This is a genomic window from Streptomyces sp. NPDC086777, assembly GCF_040702065.1.
Lineage (GTDB): Bacteria > Actinomycetota > Actinomycetes > Streptomycetales > Streptomycetaceae > Streptomyces.
This window is the reverse complement of sequence record NZ_JBFBJI010000002.1, coordinates 148,516-166,513: the sequence shown is the minus strand read 5'-3', so window position 1 is coordinate 166,513 and position 17,998 is coordinate 148,516. Positions and strand designations below refer to the sequence as shown.

At 73.8% G+C, this 17,998-nt stretch carries 15 protein-coding genes; 7 read left to right on the top strand and 8 right to left on the bottom strand.

The window, feature by feature from the left end:
- Positions 1–130: 130 nt before the first annotated feature.
- The 3 genes from AB0472_RS03335 (at position 131) to AB0472_RS03325 (ending at position 5,113) form a co-directional block, all read left to right on the top strand.
- Positions 131–3,130 (top strand): hypothetical protein, encoded by a 3,000-nt coding sequence (locus tag AB0472_RS03335; protein WP_366352972.1) that lies wholly within the window; start codon positions 131–133, stop codon positions 3,128–3,130.
- 109 nt (positions 3,131–3,239) lie between these two features.
- Entirely contained in the window at positions 3,240–3,911 is a 672-nt protein-coding gene (locus AB0472_RS03330; RefSeq protein WP_366352970.1) for a FadR/GntR family transcriptional regulator, read from the top strand.
- A gap of 152 nt (positions 3,912–4,063) precedes the next feature.
- Positions 4,064–5,113, top strand: coding sequence for a PAC2 family protein (locus AB0472_RS03325; protein WP_366352968.1), 1,050 nt, complete (start codon positions 4,064–4,066; stop codon positions 5,111–5,113).
- 189 nt (positions 5,114–5,302) lie between these two features.
- Here AB0472_RS03325 and mshC read toward each other — a convergent pair whose 3' ends face one another.
- The 4 genes from mshC to AB0472_RS03305 all read right to left on the bottom strand — a co-directional run bounded on the left by mshC (position 5,303) and on the right by AB0472_RS03305 (position 8,780).
- Positions 5,303–6,532, bottom strand: coding sequence for a cysteine--1-D-myo-inosityl 2-amino-2-deoxy-alpha-D-glucopyranoside ligase (gene mshC / locus AB0472_RS03320; RefSeq protein WP_366352966.1), 1,230 nt, complete (start codon positions 6,530–6,532; stop codon positions 5,303–5,305).
- Positions 6,533–6,624: 92 nt separating this feature from the next.
- Positions 6,625–7,440: an SCO1664 family protein gene (locus AB0472_RS03315; protein WP_366352964.1), complete on the bottom strand. Its 816-nt coding sequence runs from the start codon at positions 7,438–7,440 to the stop codon at positions 6,625–6,627.
- Positions 7,404–7,994, bottom strand: coding sequence for a DUF3090 domain-containing protein (locus AB0472_RS03310; RefSeq protein WP_366352962.1), 591 nt, complete (start codon positions 7,992–7,994; stop codon positions 7,404–7,406). The genes AB0472_RS03315 and AB0472_RS03310 overlap by 37 nt, the downstream gene beginning before the upstream one ends.
- A gap of 99 nt (positions 7,995–8,093) precedes the next feature.
- Positions 8,094–8,780: a histidine phosphatase family protein gene (locus AB0472_RS03305; RefSeq protein WP_366352960.1), complete on the bottom strand. Its 687-nt coding sequence runs from the start codon at positions 8,778–8,780 to the stop codon at positions 8,094–8,096.
- A gap of 62 nt (positions 8,781–8,842) precedes the next feature.
- Between AB0472_RS03305 and corA the strand changes: the two genes are divergently transcribed.
- Positions 8,843–9,847 carry a magnesium/cobalt transporter CorA gene (gene corA / locus AB0472_RS03300; protein WP_366352958.1) on the top strand — a complete coding sequence of 335 codons (1,005 nt, stop codon included), beginning with the start codon at positions 8,843–8,845 and terminating at the stop codon, positions 9,845–9,847.
- A 25-nt stretch (positions 9,848–9,872) separates the two neighbouring features.
- Here the strand turns inward: corA and AB0472_RS03295 are convergent, their stop codons facing one another.
- Both AB0472_RS03295 and AB0472_RS03290 read right to left on the bottom strand, forming a co-directional pair.
- Positions 9,873–10,661 (bottom strand): ferritin-like domain-containing protein, encoded by a 789-nt coding sequence (locus AB0472_RS03295; RefSeq protein ID WP_366352956.1) that lies wholly within the window; start codon positions 10,659–10,661, stop codon positions 9,873–9,875.
- A gap of 229 nt (positions 10,662–10,890) precedes the next feature.
- Entirely contained in the window at positions 10,891–11,946 is a 1,056-nt protein-coding gene (locus tag AB0472_RS03290; protein WP_366352954.1) for an LLM class F420-dependent oxidoreductase, read from the bottom strand.
- Positions 11,947–12,203: 257 nt separating this feature from the next.
- On the opposite strand from AB0472_RS03290, the gene AB0472_RS03285 reads away from it, so the two are divergent.
- Entirely contained in the window at positions 12,204–13,187 is a 984-nt protein-coding gene (locus tag AB0472_RS03285) for an aldo/keto reductase (RefSeq protein WP_366352952.1), read from the top strand.
- On the top strand, positions 13,184–15,718 hold the full coding sequence (locus AB0472_RS03280) for a helix-hairpin-helix domain-containing protein (protein WP_366352950.1): 2,535 nt from the start codon (positions 13,184–13,186) through the stop codon (positions 15,716–15,718). Before AB0472_RS03285 ends, AB0472_RS03280 begins: the two co-directional genes overlap by 4 nt.
- Positions 15,719–15,852: 134 nt before the next feature.
- Here the strand turns inward: AB0472_RS03280 and AB0472_RS03275 are convergent, their stop codons facing one another.
- A complete protein-coding gene (locus AB0472_RS03275) occupies positions 15,853–16,581 on the bottom strand; it encodes a hypothetical protein (protein ID WP_366352948.1) in 729 nt (242 codons plus the stop codon).
- Between the two features lie 47 nt (positions 16,582–16,628).
- Here AB0472_RS03275 and AB0472_RS03270 point away from each other — a divergent pair, with 47 nt between their 5' ends.
- A complete protein-coding gene (locus tag AB0472_RS03270) occupies positions 16,629–16,817 on the top strand; it encodes a DUF5703 family protein (protein ID WP_046732800.1) in 189 nt (62 codons plus the stop codon).
- Between the two features lie 85 nt (positions 16,818–16,902).
- Here AB0472_RS03270 and AB0472_RS03265 read toward each other — a convergent pair whose 3' ends face one another.
- Entirely contained in the window at positions 16,903–17,817 is a 915-nt protein-coding gene (locus tag AB0472_RS03265) for a chaplin (protein ID WP_366352946.1), read from the bottom strand.
- Positions 17,818–17,998: the final 181 nt, after the last annotated feature.

The following is a 17,998-nucleotide window of genomic DNA, read 5'->3' as shown; positions in this document are numbered from 1 at the left end:
CACACCCGCACGCTCCCTCACACGTGTTTCGAACAGCGGGTTTGCCGAAGGTCCTGCGACTAGAACGGGCGTTACAGCACGACGGCACGACGGCAGGCGGTGCCGGCACGGCACGATCCGGGAGCGGCGTATGCACGGCGGATGGCAGAGCGCCCGGGTGCGGCGGCGCCTGGGGTTGTCGGCGTGCGCGGCCGCGCTCGCCGCCCTCACGGCCGTGCTGCGGTTCTCGTGGGACGACGCCGCCACCGAGGGCGTCCTGGTCTCGGCGATCGGCACCCTGGTGTCGGTCGCCGCGCTCGTGGCCGACGTGCTGCGCGGCGACGCGGACCCGGCTCCGCGGTCGGCCGAGGAGGACCGGCGCCGGGCCGCCGACGCACTGGCCGAGGCCGTACGCGAGCAGTGGGCGGCGGAGGCCCGGCTGCGGCGGCTGCAGGACCCGGAGCCGATCGAGGTGGGCTGGGCGCCCGCGGACCGGCGGCTCGCCGACCACCCGGAGAACGTGGGGCGCGGCGACCGGCTCCCCGCGCCACGGGCGTGGCGGGTCGAGGACCTGGCCGCGTGGTTCGCCGGCCTCCCCGGCCGCCGACTGGTGGTCCTGGGCGGGCCGGGCTCGGGCAAGTCCGTGCTGGCGATGCGGTTCGTCCTCGCCCGGCTCGCCGCGCGGCGCCCGGGGGGACCGGTGCCGGTGCTCTTCCCGCTGGCCGGCTGGGACCCCCGGCGGACCGGGCTGCGCGACTGGCTCGCGGACCGGCTGGCCGCCGACTACCGCCCGCTGGGCGCCGTGCTCGACGGGTCCCGCACCCTCGCCCGCTCCCTGCTGGACACCGGTCTGGTGCTGCCGGTCCTCGACGGCTTCGACGAACTGGCCCGGCCCGCCTACGGGGACGCCGTACGCCGGATCAACGCCGAACTGGACGACGACCTGCCCCTGCTGCTCACCAGCCGCCGTGCGGCCTGGTCGGTCGCGGTGGCCGACGGCGACGTGCTCACCGCCGCCGAGGTGATCGAACTCCTGCCCCTGGACCTGGCCCAGGCCTCGGCCCACCTGGAGCGGACGGCACGGCCGCTGCGCACCGCGGACGGGGCACCCGGCACCGTGTGGACGCCGGTGCTGCGGGAACTCGCCCGGCACCCGGGCTCCGCTCCCGCCCTGGCGCTCGCCACACCCCTGATGGTGACGCTGGCCCGCGCGGTGTACGGCGACACCTCCCGGAACCCCTCGGAACTCCTCGACCGGGAGCGCTTCGCCTCGGTGGGCGCGGTCGAGGAGCACCTGCTCGGGGCCTTCGTCCCGGCCGCCTTCGCGGACGCCGATCCGCGGGCCGCCGCGGACGCGGTGCGGCGGCTCACCCTGCTGGCGCGGGAGCTGCACCGGCGGGACACCGGACGGCTCGCGTGGTGGGAGCTGGAGTCGCTGCTGCCGCGGGCGCTGCGGGTGTTCGGGCCGGGGCTGCTGTCCATGGCCGTGCTCTCGGCGCTGCTGCTGCCCGTCACGGTCACCCGTGCCGTGCACCGGCTGACGGGTGTGGAGGACGTCCTGTCGCTCGTCGCCGCGCTGGTGGGACAGACCCTGGGCTTCGCCTTCGGGGTCGCCCGGCTGCTGCCCGACGGCACCGGCCGGCCGGGCGGCGGGCCGGCGGGCGAGCCGGACCGGCGGTTCCTCGTCCGGCAGGGGCTGACCGCCGTCGGGGTGACCGGGGCGCTGTGGGCTGGCTTCGCGTACGCCGACGACCTGCGGTTCGGTTTCCGCTTCGGGTCGGTGACCGACGGCTGGCTGCCCGATCTGCTCGGCGGGGGGCTGTTCTCCCTCCTGTTCACCCTGTTCTTCGGCACCGCGGGACTGTCCCGGCGGCCGGTGCCGCTGGGGCTGCCGTGGAGCGGTGCCGGGGAACGCGCGACGGCACGGCTGTGCGGGGCGGTCCTGCTGCTCGGCGGGGCGGGTACGGCGGGGACCGTGCTGCTGGGGCGGACCGGTGATCCCTGGACGCTGCTGGTGGGCCTCACGGCGGCGGGAGCGGGCACCGCCCTGCTGGTGAGCGCCGGGCACCGGGCCGGACGGGAAGGCGCGCTGCCGGCCCGGCCCGGGCGGGTCGTGGGGCGGTTCGCGGCGGGCATGGCCCGTGGCACCGCCGTCACGCTGCTGACCGGCGTCACCGCCTGCACGGTCGCCGGGCTCGCGGCCACGGGCGTGACCCTCCTCAAGTCCGGTGCCGTGCCCGACCTCGCCGGACGGCAGCTCGACGGCTGGCGGTTCGGCGAGCGGGACGGGGTCAGGACGGCGGCCACGGCACGGCCGCTGCGGGGAACCCTGCTGGTCCCCGGTTCCGGGGCCCGTCCGATCGCCTACCCGTGGGGCGCGGAACCGCCCGACTGCACGATCCCGCTGGTGCCGGAGCGCCGGTGCGTCGTCTTCCGCTCGCCGGAGACGGCGTTCGAGTCGCGGGGCGGGGTGGTGACCGTGCGCCTGCGCCTCGCCGGCCCGTCGGCCGGCGGGCGGACGACGGTCGCGTACGCGGCCGACCTGCGGTCGGTGCTGCCGCCGCAGGCCCGTGGCTGGCTGGCCCAGGGCCCGGCGGCGGCGTTCGCGGCCCGGGTCCTGCCGCCGTTCGTGGCCGCCGGGGTGCTGGTCGGGCTGGTGGGCGGGTGCGTGTGCGGGGTCTACCGCGCGCTGAGCGTGCCGTCCGACACCATGCGCGCGACCGGCCCGGGGTCCTCCCTGCACACGGACCGCACGGCGTCCTTCACCCGCGGCGGTGTCGTCGCCCTGCTCGTCGCCTGTGTCTGTGTGCCGGTGGTGCTGCTGCCCGGCGACTGGGGCGGACTGGTGCACGTCGGCACCCAGTTGTGGCTCCCGATGGGCGCCACGGCGGTGGCCCTGGGTGCCTGGGGCCGGTTCGCCGTCGCCCGGGTCTGGCTCGGGGCGACGGGCAGGCTGCCCTGGCGGCTGATGGCGTTCCTGGAGGACGCCCACCGGCGTGGTGTCCTGCGCCGGTCCGGGGCCTACTTCGAGTTCCGGCACCTGCGGCTGCAGTCGCACCTGGCACACGACGGCACCCCGGCCGGCATTCCGCCCCGGCCCCGCGAGGCGCCGGCCGGGCCGGTCAGGGAGAGTGGCGACAGGCCCCGCTAGGCGGGTCCGCGCGCCGTGAAGGGGCGTGCGGAAGGCTGGCCGCGGAAGCCTGACCAGGCCGCATAATGTGAGCCGAGACATCGGATGTCTGAGCGACAGGGAGGCCGGTATGGCAGTCACCGATGAGGCGATCGAGAAGATCAAGGACATGATCGTCTCCGGTGCGCTGCGCCCCGGAGAACGGTTGCCGAAGGAGAGCGAGCTCGCCGCCGAACTGGGCCTGTCCCGCAACTCGTTGCGGGAGGCGGTGCGGGCCCTGTCGCTGATCCGGATCCTGGACGTCCGGCAGGGCGACGGCACGTATGTCACCAGCCTGGACCCGCAGTTGCTGCTGGAGGCGATGAGCTTCGTCGTCGACTTCCACCGCGACGACACCGTCCTGGAGTTCCTCGCGGTGCGCCGGATCCTGGAGCCGGCCGCGACCGCGATGTCCGCCACCCGGATCAGCGAGCAGCAACTGGACGCGCTGGACGCCCAGTTGGATGCGCTCGGCGCCGAACCCTCGGTGGAGGAACTGGTCGCCTGCGACCTGGAGTTCCACCGGGGCATCGTGCAGAGCTCGGGGAACTCGGTGCTGTGCTCGCTCCTTGACGGGCTGTCGGGCCCGACCACCAGGGCGCGGATCTGGCGCGGTCTGACCCAGGAGGACGCGGTCGCCCGGACCCTGCGGGAGCACCGGGCGATCCTGGCGGCGCTGCGCGACCGGGACGCGGAGGCGGCCCGGTCCTGGGCGACCGTGCACATCGCGAGCGTGGAGCAGTGGCTGCGCAGCAGCCTGTGAAGCGCTTGCCGGCTTCCTGGAACCGGTGGTGTTCGAGGGCGGCGAACGGGGCAGTGATCCGTTCACTCCCCCGTGCAAGGGGGCTGCGGGCGCCCCCGCCTCACGCCGTAAGGTTGGGGCGTACGCGAGGGCACGTCGGAAGGAGGCACTGGGTGATCGAGCTGGAGGGGGTTCCCGAGCTGATCGACCCAGTCATGGTGGCCGCGTTCGAAGGCTGGAACGATGCCGGCGACGCCGCCTCCACCGCGGTCGCGCACCTGGAGCGGGAGTGGAAGGGCGAGGTGTTCGCGGCGCTCGACGCCGAGGACTACTACGACTTCCAGGTGAACCGTCCCACGGTGTGGATGGACGCGGGCGTGCGCAAGATCACCTGGCCGACGACACGGCTGTCGGTGGTCCGGGTCGGCGGCGACAAGCCGCGGGACCTGGTGCTGGTCAGAGGCATCGAGCCGTCCATGCGCTGGCGCTCGTTCTGCAACGAACTGCTCGGCTTCGCCCACGAGCTGGGCGTCGAGCTGGTGGTCGTCCTCGGCGCGCTGCTCGGCGACACCCCGCACACGCGTCCGGTGCCGGTCAGCGGGGTCACCTCGGACGCGGACCTGGCGCAGCGGATGGACCTGGAGGAGACCAAGTACGAGGGCCCGACGGGCATCGTCGGCGTCCTCCAGGAGGCGTGCACGCATGCCGGTGTGCCGGCGGTCTCGCTCTGGGCGGCCGTCCCGCACTACGTCTCCCAGCCGCCCAACCCGAAGGCCACGCTGGCCCTGCTCAACCGCCTGGAGGACCTGCTCGACCTGCGGATCCCGCTGGGCGAGCTGCCCGAGGACGCCCGCGCCTGGCAGGTCGGGGTGGACCAGCTGGCCGCGGAGGACAGCGAGGTCGCCGAGTACGTGCAGACGCTGGAGGAGGCCCGGGACACCGCGGAGCTGCCGGAGGCCTCCGGCGAGGCGATCGCCCGGGAGTTCGAGCGCTACCTGCGGCGCCGGGACGTGAACCCGCCCGGCGGGCACGCCACCGCGGACGGCAGCGACAGCGCGTCGTATCTGCGGGACAACCCCGGCAACCCGGCCGGCCGGGCCCGGCCGCCGCGTCCGCCGAAGCCCGACACGCCCGGGAGCACCGGGAATGCGGGGAAAACCGGGGAGGACGGGGACACCGGCGGGGACTCCGGGACGGACGGCGAGGACACCTCCGAGGACTGAGACAGGGGCGGTACGCGTAGTGCGTACCGCCCCTGTTCGTCGGGTGTCAGCCTTCGGGTGTCAGCCGTCGGATGGCGGCCGTCGGATGGCGGCCTCGTGCCGGTGGGGGCTGAGCGCGCGATTCCGCCGCCGGCCGAGCGACGCGGGCAGTCCCGGCGCCCCTCTCGGGGCGCGGGACTCCACGTCTCCTTAGAGGGCCACGCCCAGCAGGGCGTCCACCGCGCGGGACACCACGCCCGGTGCGCCGGTGTCCGTGCCGCCCTGCTCCTGCTGGAGGGCCGCCCAGCGGTCCACCGCGGCCAGGGCGGCCGGGGCGTCCAGGTCGTTGCCGAGGGCCTCGCGGATCTCCTCCACGAGGGACTCGGCGGGCGGTCCGTCCGGGCGGGAGACCGCCGCGCGCCAGCGGTCCAGGCGGGCCACCGCGTCGGCCAGCACCTGGTCGGTCCACTCCCAGTCGGAGCGGTAGTGGTGGGCGAGCAGGGCGAGGCGGATGGCGGCGGGGTCGACGCCGTCCCGGCGGAGCCGGGAGACGAAGACCAGGTTGCCCTTGGACTTGGACATCTTCTCGCCGTCGAGGGCGACCATGCCGGCGTGGACGTAGGCCTTGGCCATCGGAAACTCGCCGGTGAGCACCTGGGCGTGCGAGGCGCCCATCTCGTGGTGCGGGAAGGCGAGGTCGGAGCCGCCGCCCTGGACGTCGAAGGTCATGCCGAGGTGGTCGAGGGCGATGGCCACGCACTCGATGTGCCAGCCGGGGCGGCCACGGCCCAGGGAGCCGCCGTCCCAGCTCGGTTCGCCCTCGCGGGCGGCCATCCACAGCATCGGGTCGAGCGGGTTCTTCTTGCCGGGACGGTCGGGGTCGCCGCCGCGCTCGGCGGAGAGCAGCCGCATGGCGGCCGCGTCGAGGTTCGAGACCTTGCCGAAGTTCGGGTCGGACTCGACGGAGAAGTAGACGTCGCCTTCCAGTTCGTAGGCGGCGCCGAGGTCGCGGAGCCGCTCGACCAGCGGCACGATGCCCGGTATGGCCTCGACCGCGCCTATGTAGTGCTGCGGCGGCAGCATCCTGAGGGCGGTCATGTCCTCGCGGAAGAGGGCCGTCTCCTGCTCGGCGAGGGCGACCCAGTCGACGCCGTCGCGCTCGGCGCGCTCCAGGAGCGGGTCGTCGACGTCCGTGACGTTCTGGACGTAGTGCACCTGCCGCTTGGTGTCGAGCCACACGCGCTGAACCAGGTCGAACGCGTTGTAGGTCGCCGCGTGCCCCATGTGGGTCGCGTCGTACGGCGTGATGCCGCAGACGTAGATGCGGGCGACGGGACCGGGGTCGAGGGTGACCAGACCGCCGGTCGCGGTGTCGTGGATCCTCAGGTCGCGGCCCTGACCAGGCAGGGCGGGGACCTCGGAAGCGGGCCAGGCATGCATGTACATGAGCGTAACCGGACCTGAGTTCGGTATACGAACCGGACGGCCGGGAAGGCACTCTTGATCTCGGGGCCGGAATGTGCTGGTGAGGGCTATACGGGCGGCCAGGGGATGGCCGGCCACTCCCCGCTGGGTTCCGGATGTCTTCCGGTGGTGAGCAACGTCTCCACCCGCGCGCGGGTGGCGTCCAGTTCCGCGGTGGTGATCAGCTCGGCCAGGCGGGTTCCCAGCCGCCCGCCGAGAGCCTCGCGCAGGCCCATGAGGACCTCGACCGCCTCGCCCGTCAGGTCCTCCCCCGCCCACCCCCACAGCAGGGTGCGCAGTTTGTTGTCGACGTTGAAGGTGACGCCGTGGTCGATGCCGTAGAGCCGGCCGTCGGCGGTGGGCAGCAGATGGCCGCCCTTGCGGTCGGCGTTGTTGATGACCGCGTCGAGGACGGCGAGCCGGCGCAGCCGTTCGTCGTCCGCGTGCACCAGCAGCGCCGTCCTGTCGTCGCCGACGTCGGCGAGCCCGATCGCCTTCCAGCCGGGTTCCGGCTCCTCCGCGTCCACCAGGGCGAGCAGTTCGGCGCCCCCGGGGTCGACGTCGATCCACAGCTGGACCATGCCCTCGCCGTACGGCCCGTCGCGCAGCACGGTGGGCGGGACCAGGTCCCATCCGGTGGCCGCGGCGACCTCGTAGGCGGCCACCTCGCGCTGGGCGAGGGTGCCGTCGGGGAAGTCCCACAGCGGGCGCTCCCCCGCTACCGGCTTGTAGACGCAGGACGCCTCCCGGCCGTCGTGCGCGACCGTGCAGAACAGCGCCGCGTTGGAGGCGTCGCGGATGCGGCCGCGTACCTTCAGCTCACCGTGGGCGAGCAGCTCGGCGGCGGTCACGCTCCGCGGCGGTATCCGTTCTGGCGCGGACATACGTGTCCTTCCGGGTCGAGCGGGAGGCTGCACAGCGGGCACGGCGGCCGCCCGGCGTTGACGACGTCCAGGGCGCGCTTGGCGAAGGCCCTGGCCTGCGCGCCGGTCAGCCGGACCCGCAGCATCGGGGGCCCGTTCTCCTCGTCCTGCAGGAGCCGCTCCTCGGCCTCGGCGAGGTCCTCCTCGGAGTCGGCCTCCAGCTCCACGAGGGCCTGCGCCTCGACGATCATGCGTTCTTCCTCGCCGTCCCAGGCGAGCGCCATGGTGCCGACGCGGAACTCCTCCTCGACGGGGGTGTCGAGGGGGGCGCTGTCGCTGATCTCGGCGGGCGCGACGGCGGGCACGGCCGCGTTGCCGCCGCTGCGGCGCACGACCTCGTCGAGGAGTTCGTCCATGCGTTCGGCGAGCGCGGCGACCTGGGTCTTCTCCAGGGCCACGCTGGTCGTCCGGGGGCCGGCCGTGGCCTGGAGGAAGAACGTACGGCGTCCGGGCATTCCGACCGTGCCCGCGACGAAACGGTCCGGCGGATCGTAGAGGAACACCTGACGGGACACGTCCTGTCTCCATGAGTCGAGAGTGCGGGGGTTCGGGCGGGCGACGCCACGGTCGCTGGGCCGCTTACGTGGATCGCTTCACCCTACTGCGGCTGACGATCACGGCGCGCCGGCGCCGCCACCGACCGGGGCGTCTTCCCCGGGGGGTTCCTCGCGGGGGGCGAGGGAGGCGAAGTCCCCGGTGTCCCCGAGACGAACGAGAAACGGCCTGAGGCGGGTGTAACGGATCGCGGTGATGGAACACGGTTCGACGGAGATCCGCTGGAAGAGGTCGAGATGCAGACCGAGCGCGTCCGCGACGAGGGACTTGATGATGTCACCGTGCGAGCACATGAGAAAGACGGCGTCCGGGCCGTGGTCGCGCTCCACGCGCGCGTTCCACTCGCGGACCGCCTCGGCGGCGCGGGTCTGCATGGCGCGCATGGACTCGCCGCCGGGGAACGCGGCCGCCGACGGATGGGCCTGGACGACCTCCATCAGCGGCTCGTCATTGAGTTCGGCGAGCTTGCGGCCGGACCAGTCGCCGTAGTGGGCCTCCCCGATCCGTTCGTCGGTGTGGGCGGTGAGCCCGGGGCGGGCGTCGAGCAGCGGGCGGACCGTCTCCTGGCAGCGTTGCAGCGGGCTGGTGACGAGTTCGGAGATCGGCAGCCCGGCGAGCCGGCCGGGCAGCGCGGCGGCCTGGGCGGCCCCCCGCTCGTCGAGGGCGACGCCCGGCGTCCAGCCGGCGAGCACACCCGAGGTGTTGGCGGTGGACCGTCCGTGCCTTACGAGGATCAGCGTGGGCATGCGGCCCAGGGTAGGCGCACCCCGAAGTGCACCGGCGCGCGGGCGACTGGAGAATACTCTCCGTGATCGTCGATTGCGCCATCTACCGGGACGGGGAGCGGACGGAGACGCCGCAGGACTTCTCCGACGCCCTCGCGGAGGCACGCGCGCGCGGCGACAGCTTCCTGTGGATCGGCCTCTACGAGCCGACGGAACGCGAGTTCGACCTGGTCACCGACGAGTTCGGGCTGCATCCGCTGGCCGTCGAGGACGCGCTGACCGCGCACCAGCGGCCCAAGCTCGAGGTGTACGACGACTCGCTGTTCGTCGTCCTGAAACCGGTGACGTACGAGCCGAAGAGCGACACGGTGACCTCCGGCGAGCTGATGATCTTCATCGGGGACTCCTTCGTGGTGACCGTGCGTCACGGGACGCCCTCGCCGCTCGGCGACATCCGGCGGCACCTGGAGGAGCAGCACGAGATGCTGAAGCAGGGGCCGACGGGGGTGCTGCACTCGATCTCCGACGCGGTCGTCGACAACTACCTGCTGGTCGCCACCGAACTGCAGAACGACCTGGAGGAGCTGGAGGCCGAGGTGTTCTCGCCGAGCGGCGGCGGCTCCCGGCACACCGCGTCGCGGATCTACACCTTCAAGCGGCAGATCCTGGAGTTCCGCCGGGCGACGGTGCCGCTGGCGCTGCCCATGACCAAGCTGGCGGGGGTGGGCCCGTACGGCAGCGGTGCGACCGTGCCCTTCGTGCACACGGAGGCCCGGCCGTTCTTCCGGGACGTCAACGACCACCTGCTGCGGGTGAACGAGAGCGTGGAGGGCCTGGACCGGCTGGTGTCGGACGTCCTCGGCGCCCATCTCGCGCAGATGAGCGTGCGGCAGAACGACGACATGCGGAAGATCTCCGCGTGGGCGGCCATGGCCGCGGTCCCCACGATGATCGCGGGGATCTACGGCATGAACTTCGACCACATGCCCGAGCTGCACTGGATCTGGTCGTACCCGGCCGTGATCCTGATCATGGCCTTCCTGGAGACGGTGCTGTACCGGCTGTTCAAGCGCCGCGGATGGATGTGAGCCGGTTCACCGACGGCGCCGGGACTCAGGCGAACTCGGGGGTGGGGGCCGCCGGGCCGCCCAGGGCGTTGCGGCGCTCCGGCATCCGCAGGGAGACCATGCGGCGCCAGCCGACGGCGCGTTCGTAGGCGTAGACGGCGTGGATGCCGGCCGCCAGGAGCGCGGACCTGGCCCTCGGCCAGCCGAGGACGCGGCCCATGTGGGCCATGACGGCGAGGCTGACGTCCCGGTAGACGCGGATCTCGGCCAGGGCGCACGCGCGGAGCGTGCGCTGGATGGTGCGGCCGTGCCCGGCGGCGGCGAACCGCAGCAGTTCCTCGTGGCAGTAGGCGAGGTGGTTGTCCTCGTCACCGGCGATCATGCGCACCGCGCGGCCCACGTCCGGGTGGTCGGCGAAGTACCGGCGCAGCAGCTCCATCTGCTCGGCGGCGCGCTGCTCGGTGACCCGGCTGTGGGCGAGGTAGGCGACGATGTCCGGCACGGTGAGCGGCTGGTCGGCGCGGAGCCGGTCGTGGGCGAGCCCGATGCCGTGCCGTTCCAGGATCATCGTGTAGTCGGTGTCGGCCGGCACCGGGACGGGCGCCAGCCCGCGCTTCTTCAGCAGGGCGTGGAAGATGCGCCCGTGCTTGTCCTCGTCGGCCCCGTGGCGGGCGATCTTGGGGGCGAGGGCGCGCTCGCTCCGCGGTACCAGCGCGGCGATCCGCGCGTTCTCCCAGCCGCCCTGCGACTCCCCGCTGGCCGCGATGGAGCAGAAGAGCCGGAAGGACTCGTCGTTGTCGAGGATCTCCTGGAACAGACTCCTGGCCGAAAGCATCGTGGGCACCTCTCCGGAGGACTCACCAGACCCGCAAAGAACGAGTCAAATGCCACGTCGGAGGGGCTGCAACAGGTGTGCGGGCGAACTGGGCCGAAAGGAGGGGCGGCGGGGTCACGCCGAGGGCGTAACCGTGCGGGCGCGGGCGCGTTGTTCTGCGTGACGGCCGTGGCGGGGAAGACCCCCGAGCCCCCACCACGGCCGTGGACTTCTCTCACCTCTCAGGTGTTCACGCGAGCCCGGCGCGCTCCAGGGCCTCGGCGCCGGCCCGCAGCGAGGCGAGCCGCTCGTCCAGCGCGAAGCCGGCGGGCGCGAGGGAGAGCGTGGTGACCCCGGCGGCCGCGTAGGCCTTCATCCGGTCGGCGATCCGGTCCACGGAGCCGAGCAGCGTGGTCTGGTCGATCAGCTCCTGCGGTACGGCGGCCGCCGCCCCGTTCTTGTCCCCGGACAGGTACTTGTCCTGGATCTCGGCGGCCTCCCGCCCGTAGCCCATGCGCTGGGCGAGCTGGTTGTAGAAGTTCTGCTTGCGGCTGCCCATGCCGCCGACGTACAGCGCGGTGTAGGGCCGGAAGGTGTCGGCGAGCGTGGCCACGTCCTTGTCGTCGCCGACGGCGAGCGGCAGCGTCGGGCAGATGTCGAAGCCGTCCAGGGTCAGGCCGGCCTTCTCCCGGCCCGCGCGCAGGTACTTCACGGCCGTCTCCTCCAGGTGCTCGGCGGAGGGGAAGATCAGCAGCGCGCCGTCGGCGATCTCGCCGGTCTGCTCCAGGTTTTTCGGGCCGATCGCGGCGATGTAGACCGGGATGTGCTCGCGCTCCGGGTGCACGGTCAGCCTGATGGGCTTACCGGGGCCGCCCGGCAGCGGCAGCGTCCAGTGCTCGCCCTCGAACGACAGCCGTTCCCGGGTCATCGCCTTCCGCACGATCTCCACGTACTCGCGGGTGCGGGAGAGCGGCTTGTCGAACTTGACGCCGTACCAGCCCTCGGAGACCTGCGGTCCGGAGACGCCGAGGCCGAGCCGGAAGCGGCCGCCGGAGAGGGAGTCGAGGGTGGCGGCGGTCATCGCGGTCATGGCGGGCTGCCGGGCCGGGATCTGGAAGATGGCCGAGCCGACGTCGATGCGCTCGGTCTGGGCGGCGACCCAGCTGAGCACGGTGGCGGCGTCGGAGCCGTAGGCCTCGGCGGCCCAGCACACGGCGTACCCGAGCCGCTCGGCCTCCTGCGCCACGGCCAGATTGTCCCCGTCCATCCCGGCGCCCCAGTAGCCGAGGTTGATCCCGAGCTGCATGGCCGTTCCCCTTACCGATCAGTAACGTCGCTGTTGCGGAGACCTTAGCGCGGTCGTTTCGTCTGGGGGAGATCGGTCGTGACGCGGCCGCGGGTCGTGGGGGCTGCTCGCACCCACGCGCCGGAGCCGGGAAATCGGCAAGGCCCCGCGCCCCCTGGGGAGGGCGACTACCGCATCTCACAGGCCACCGCTGCCCTGTGAAATCGGTTATCCACAGGCAACCCAACGCACCAGCTCTGGCCAGTAATCTCGCGGGCATGGAGCAGAGGCATCTCGGCCGTACCGGCCTGCGTGTGTCCAGAATCGGACTCGGCACCCTCACCTGGGGCCGGGACGTCGACGAGCACGACGCCGCGGACATGCTGAAGGCGTTCTGGGAGGCCGGCGGAACCCTCGTCGACACCGCGGACGTGTACGGCGACGGTGAGGCCGAGTACCTGCTCGGGCAGCTCATGGAAGGGCTGGTGCCCCGCCGGGACCTCGTCATCTCGACGAAGGCGGGCAGCGTCCCCGACCCCGACCGGCGTTTCAACGGCTCGCGCGGCCACCTGCTCGCCGCCCTGGACGCCTCCCTGGCCCGCCTGGGCACCGACCACGTCGACGTCTGGCACGTGCACGCCTACGACCCGGACACCCCGCTGGAGGAGACCCTCCAAGCCCTCGACCTGGCGGTGAGCAGCGGCCGTGCCCGGTACGCCGGGGTCTCCAACTTCTGCGGCTGGCAGCTGGCGAAGGCGGCGACCTGGCAGCTCGCGGCGCCGGGCAACCGCACCCGGCTGGCCAGCACCCAGCTGGAGTACTCGCTGCTGCAGCGGGGCGTGGAGCGCGAGGTGCTGCCCGCCGCCCTCGACCTCGGCATCGGCCTGCTGCCGTCCTCCCCGCTGGGCCGGGGCGTGCTGACCGCGAAGTACCGCCACTCCACTCCCCCGGACTCGCGGGGCGCCTCCGAGCATCTGGCGCTGTTCGTCGAGCCCTACCTCGACGACACCGCGACCCGGATCGTGGACGCGGTGCAGACGGCGGCGGACGGGCTCGCGGTCACCCCGCTCCAGGTGGCGCTCGCGTGGGTGCGGGACCGGCCGGGCGTGGCCGCGCCGATCGTCGGCGCGCGCAACGCGCAGCAGCTCGCGGGGGCGTTGTCAGTGGAGGCACTTACGCTTCCTGACGAGATCTGCCGGGCGCTCGACGACGTGTCGGCGCCCGTGCACCGCTATCCCGATCACGACTGGAGCACGCTGTGAGCACGGAGCCGGGGCTGGGCGCCCATCCCGAGGCCGACGAGGACACGACGGCCGGGGGGACGACGGAGACCGGCCACCTCACCGACAGAGCGAACGGCGACGGCAGCGACGGGGTCGCGGCGGACGGCGGCGGCAGCGGCAGCGGCAGCGGCAGCGGCAGGGCCGAAACGGACGGAGCGGGCGGCGACGAGGGTGCCGAGTCCGTCTCCGAGGCGGCGGAGGATGACGCGGCGGTCGGCCGGGCCCGCTCCGGGGACGACGCGGGTGGACCGGGGAGCGGCGAGGACACGACCGAGCAGTCCGAGGTGAGCGGCGAGGACACGACCGAACAGCCAGAGGCGAGCGGCGAAGGCACGACCGAACAGCCAGAAGCGAACGGCGAAGGCACGACCGAACAGCCAGAAGCGAACGGCGAAGGCACGACCGAACAGCCAGAAGCGAACGGCGAAGGCACGACCGAACAGCCAGAAGCGAACGGCGAAGGCCCGACCGAACCGTCCGAGGCGAGCGGCGAGGGCACGGCCGAACAGCCAGAGGCGAATGGCGAAGGCGCGACCGAACCGTCCGAGGCCGCGGCCGAGCTGGCCGCTCAGCGGGTCGAGCGGGAGCGGATCGAGCGGCGGAAGGCCGAGAAGTCGGCGCCGATCGACAGCGGGGCGAAGCTCAGCGGCAAGGCGGCCGACCTGCTCGCCGCGATCCGGGCCGTGGAGGGCGGCGGAAAGCCGGCGACCACCGTGTTCGCCGCCCCGGAGCCGTCCCCGCGCGCGGCGGCCCCCGTGCCGGAACCGGTCCGGCGGCCCCAGCCCGCGCCGGCCGCCGCCGTGCCCGCCGTGGAGACGATCGGGGCGGTACGACGGGTCCTGACCGACGGCGGTGCGCCGGAGTCGCTCGCGCCGCAGGTCGCCGCCGCTCTCGGCGAGGGTGCCGAGTCGCTGCTCCGGGAGGATCCCTGGCAGTTGCTCCGGGTCACCGGGGTGCGGCCGGACCAGGCGGACAGGTTCGCGCGGGCGCTGCTCGGCGCGGAGTGCGGTCCGGACGACGAGCGGCGCGGCCGCGCGGTGACCGGCTGGCTGTTGGAGCAGGCGGCCGTGGCCGGGCACACCGCGCTGGAGATGCCGGCGCTCACCGCCGCGCTGACCCGGGGCGCGGTGCCCGACCCGGAGGCGGCCGTGCAGGGCGCGCTCGCGGAGGGCGAGGCGCTGGTCTTCCGGGACCCGCTGGATCCGGCCGCCCCGGAGCCCGAGGACGACGAGGAGGAGCGGCCGGTCCGGATCCTGGTCGCCCTGGAGCGGTACGCGCTGGCCGAGGAGAGCCTCGCCGACGGGCTGGCCCGGCTGGTCAACTCCCTGGCCAAGGAGGCCCCGGAACCCTGGGAGGCGGTCGCGGCGGCGGCCTCCGGCGGCGCGGCGGAGCTGGCGCGGGCGGTCGCCGGGCACGGCCTGGTGCTGCACACGGGCGGCGAGGCGGCCCGCGCCGAACCCGCGGCCCTGCTCGCCGCCGCCCGCGCGGCCGGGCTGCGCGCCTTCGCGACCACCCACACCCCGGACGGCAGCCGGCGCCTCGCGGGAGGCGCGGGAGCCGTCGGCACCGTCGCCGACCTGCTGACCGGCGTCGCGGGGCCCGGCCGGGACGCGGACGGCGCCCTGGCCCTGGACCTGCTGATCGTGCTGGACGCGCCCCAGTTGGACGTGGAGGGTGCGGCGATGCTCGTGGAGGCGCTGCCCGACGGCGCCCGGCTGGTGCTGAGCGGGGATCCGGCGGCGCTGTGGTCCGCGGGCGCAGGGCGGGTCTTCGCCGACCTGCTGGCGGCCCGCGTCTGCCCGCAGATCGCCTCCCGCACGCCCGACCCCGGCCCGCTCGGCGAGTTGGTCTCCGGGATCGGTGTGGGCGAACTCACCCAGGTCGAGGCGCCCGGCAAGGAGGTCGTGATCGTGCCGGTGCGGGACGCCGGTGAGGCGGTGCACCGTGCGGTGCAGCTGGTCGCCGACTCCGTGCCGCGCGCGATCGGCGTCCCCGCCGGGCAGACCGTGGTCATCACCCCGGGCCACGGCGGGGCGGCCGGCACCCGCGCCCTCAACACCGCCCTCAAGGAACGGCTCAATCCGGGCCCCGGCCGCTTCGGCGGCTTCGACCCCGGTGACCGGATCGCCTACTCCCCCGCGCCGGGCCGCACGGTGCCGGGTGAGGTGGTGACGGCCGACGCCGACGGGCTGCACCTGTCGTGCGCGGGCGCGCCCGTGGTCGTACCGAAGGAGCGGGTGGAGCAGTCCGTGCGCCACGGCTGGGCCCTGACCGCCCACCAGGCGGTGGGCAGCCGCTGGGCGGCGGCGGTCGTGGTGCTGCCGGGGGACGCGGTCCAGTCCCTCAGCCGCCCCTGGGTGTACACGGCGTTCAGCCGGGCGGAGCGCCATCTGTCGGTGGTCCACGGTGTGGAGCAGGCGCTGCCGAAGGCGGTGGCCGAGACCCTGCCGAAGCCGCGGACGACCCGCCTTCCGCTGTTGCTGACGACACAGGTTCCCGCGGCGGACTGACCGGTTCCGCCGCCGTGCCGACTCTCACAGCGACGGCGACGGCGACGGCGACGGTGAGGGCGATCGGCCGCGACGGCGCCGGGCGGCGGTGCCCGTCCGGCCTCGACCGCCGGAGGGCACCGCCGCCCGGCGGATCAGCGCTCGGCGTCCAGCGGCTCCAGATCCTCGTCCTCGTCCAGGTCGATGACGTCCAGTTCGTCGGTCTCCGCCGCGTCGTCGCCGTCGTCGCCGTCCTCGTCGTCCTCGTCGTCCTCGTCGTCGAAGACCGCGCTGACGTCGAATCGGCACACCACCCGCTGCGGGTCGACGCCCTCGAAGGGCACCTCCAGCCACTCGCCGGGTTCGGCCGGCTCGTCCGCCGCGGTCACCCAGAGCGTGGAGTCGCCCTCCTCCAGGCCGAACTCCTTGTGCCGGGAGGCGATCTCGTCCGGCTCGAACTCGCCGAACAGGACGCCCAGCGCCCCGTGGATCGTGGCCGCCGCGTCCCGGTCCACGCCGGGGCCGTCGTCGTACTCCGCCGCCTCGACCCGCTGGGCCTGTGCCAGCAACCGCTGTGGTTCCGCCACGGCGTAGTCGCGACGGATCAGCACGCTGATGGCGTTCGGCTCCTCGGGGCCGGCGTACGGCGGCAGCGACTCGTCCGCACCGGGGATCTCGAAGGGTGTGACCTCGTCGTAGCAGTCGTACAGGAGCTCGTCGTAGACCTCGGCGGCCGCGGCCAGCTCGTTGAACGCCTCGTAGACAGCCGGGTCGTCCTCCCCCGACCTGCGTTCGACCGCGGCCAGATGGCGGTCGAGCGCGGTCTTGACCGCCTCGGCGGCGGCGCGTACCTCGGCAGCGGTGGGCTGCGCAGCATCAGACATAGTGCAGACGCTATCCGTACCGGGCACCAGCCCGCACAATAGATGCGATGCCGGAATACGAATTTGTCGACGTGTACGTACCTCGCGGGGTGTCCCGCAAGGAGGCCACACGTCTGCTGACGGACCATGCCGAGTACGGACACTGGGAGTTGGACCGACTGAGCCTCATGCGCGACGGCAGCCGCAGGGTGCGGTTGCGCCGGCGGATCATCCGCCAGGTGCGTGCCACATGGTGAGACTGGCCGACTGACGGAAAGGGCCCCGCGTCGACGGGGCCCACTCCGTTCCACGCACCGTCCCCGGTGCGTCACCGTCCGTGCGCTACGCCGCGGCGCGCGCCCTGCGGTAGAGCACCGCGCCCGCGAGCAGCGCGCCCGCGCCCGCCGGGAGCGCGAGACCCAGCGGCACGTCACTGCCCGTGTGCGCGAGTTGCGGCCCGGTGACCGGCCGGCTCACCGAGGCGCGGCCCAACGGTCCGACGTGACTGGAGCCGTGGGAACCGGTCGGGACGGTCCCACCCCCGGAGTGGGCCGGGGGCGTGCCGGGGTGGTGCTGTCCAGGGGTTCCCGGATGTCCCGGAGTCCCGGGGTGTCCCGGCTGCCCGGGCGGGTTGTTCCCGCCCCCTCCGTGTCCAGGGGGAGTGCCATGGCCCCCGTGCCCACCGTGACCGCCGTGACCCCCGTGCCCGCCGTGGCCGGGCGGCTGCGTGGGGTGACCGCCACCCGGATGTCCGGGGTGGCCGGGGTGCCCGGGGTGGCCCGTGTGTCCGGAACCCCCGTCGTTGGCGCACTCGTTGCCCAGCGCGGCGTTGCCGACGCCGATGATGTTGACGCTGTTGCCGCAGACGTTGACCGGCACGTCGATCGGCGCCTGCACGGTGTTGCCCGAACCGACGCCGGGAGAGCCCGCGGTGTGGCCCCCGGCGTGCGAGCCGCCGCCGTGGCCGGCATGGCCGCCGTGGTCGCCGTAGCCCGTCGAAGCGCCGCCACCGCCGCTGGGGTTGGCGCACTTGTTGCCCATCGACGGGTTGAGGGCGCCGACGACGTTCACGGTGTTGCCGCAGACGTTCACCGGCACGTGCACCGGCGCCTGCACCGTGTTGCCGGAGAGCACGCCGGGTGAGTCGGTGGCGGAGCCGACGGCTCCCGAGTCGGCGTGGGCGTAACCGCCCGCCGCGGCGATGACGCCGGTCGCCGCGGCCACTGTCATAAGTCCCTTGCGGGTACCCTGTCGCATTTTCTGAATTCCCCCTTGCCTTCGTACCTGACCTTGCATTCACCGCAGGGAAAACCCGCGGGAAAACCGGCCGGGGGCCGGGGGGGGGGGGGGGGCGCCGGGGGGGGGGGGGAGTAGCCCCCCCCGGGGGGGGGGGGGCGGGGTTTTTTGTGGGTTTGGGGAGGGGGGGGGGGGGAGCCCC

Excerpts from the sequence above, each read along its gene's own strand:
- AB0472_RS03295 (WP_366352956.1), bottom strand. The coding sequence starts at position 10,661 with ATGCTTTCGGCCAGGAGTCTGTTCCAGGAGATCCTCGACAACGACGAG.
- AB0472_RS03270 (WP_046732800.1), top strand. The coding sequence starts at position 16,629 with ATGCCGGAATACGAATTTGTCGACGTGTACGTACCTCGCGGGGTGTCC.
- mshC (WP_366352966.1), bottom strand. The coding sequence starts at position 6,532 with ATGCATGCCTGGCCCGCTTCCGAGGTCCCCGCCCTGCCTGGTCAGGGC.
- AB0472_RS03335 (WP_366352972.1), top strand. The coding sequence starts at position 131 with ATGCACGGCGGATGGCAGAGCGCCCGGGTGCGGCGGCGCCTGGGGTTG.
- AB0472_RS03265 (WP_366352946.1), bottom strand. The coding sequence starts at position 17,817 with ATGCGACAGGGTACCCGCAAGGGACTTATGACAGTGGCCGCGGCGACC.
- AB0472_RS03315 (WP_366352964.1), bottom strand. The coding sequence starts at position 7,440 with ATGTCCGCGCCAGAACGGATACCGCCGCGGAGCGTGACCGCCGCCGAG.
- AB0472_RS03285 (WP_366352952.1), top strand. The coding sequence starts at position 12,204 with ATGGAGCAGAGGCATCTCGGCCGTACCGGCCTGCGTGTGTCCAGAATC.
- AB0472_RS03275 (WP_366352948.1), bottom strand. The coding sequence starts at position 16,581 with ATGTCTGATGCTGCGCAGCCCACCGCTGCCGAGGTACGCGCCGCCGCC.
- AB0472_RS03290 (WP_366352954.1), bottom strand. The coding sequence starts at position 11,946 with ATGCAGCTCGGGATCAACCTCGGCTACTGGGGCGCCGGGATGGACGGG.
- AB0472_RS03330 (WP_366352970.1), top strand. The coding sequence starts at position 3,240 with ATGGCAGTCACCGATGAGGCGATCGAGAAGATCAAGGACATGATCGTC.
- AB0472_RS03305 (WP_366352960.1), bottom strand. The coding sequence starts at position 8,780 with ATGCCCACGCTGATCCTCGTAAGGCACGGACGGTCCACCGCCAACACC.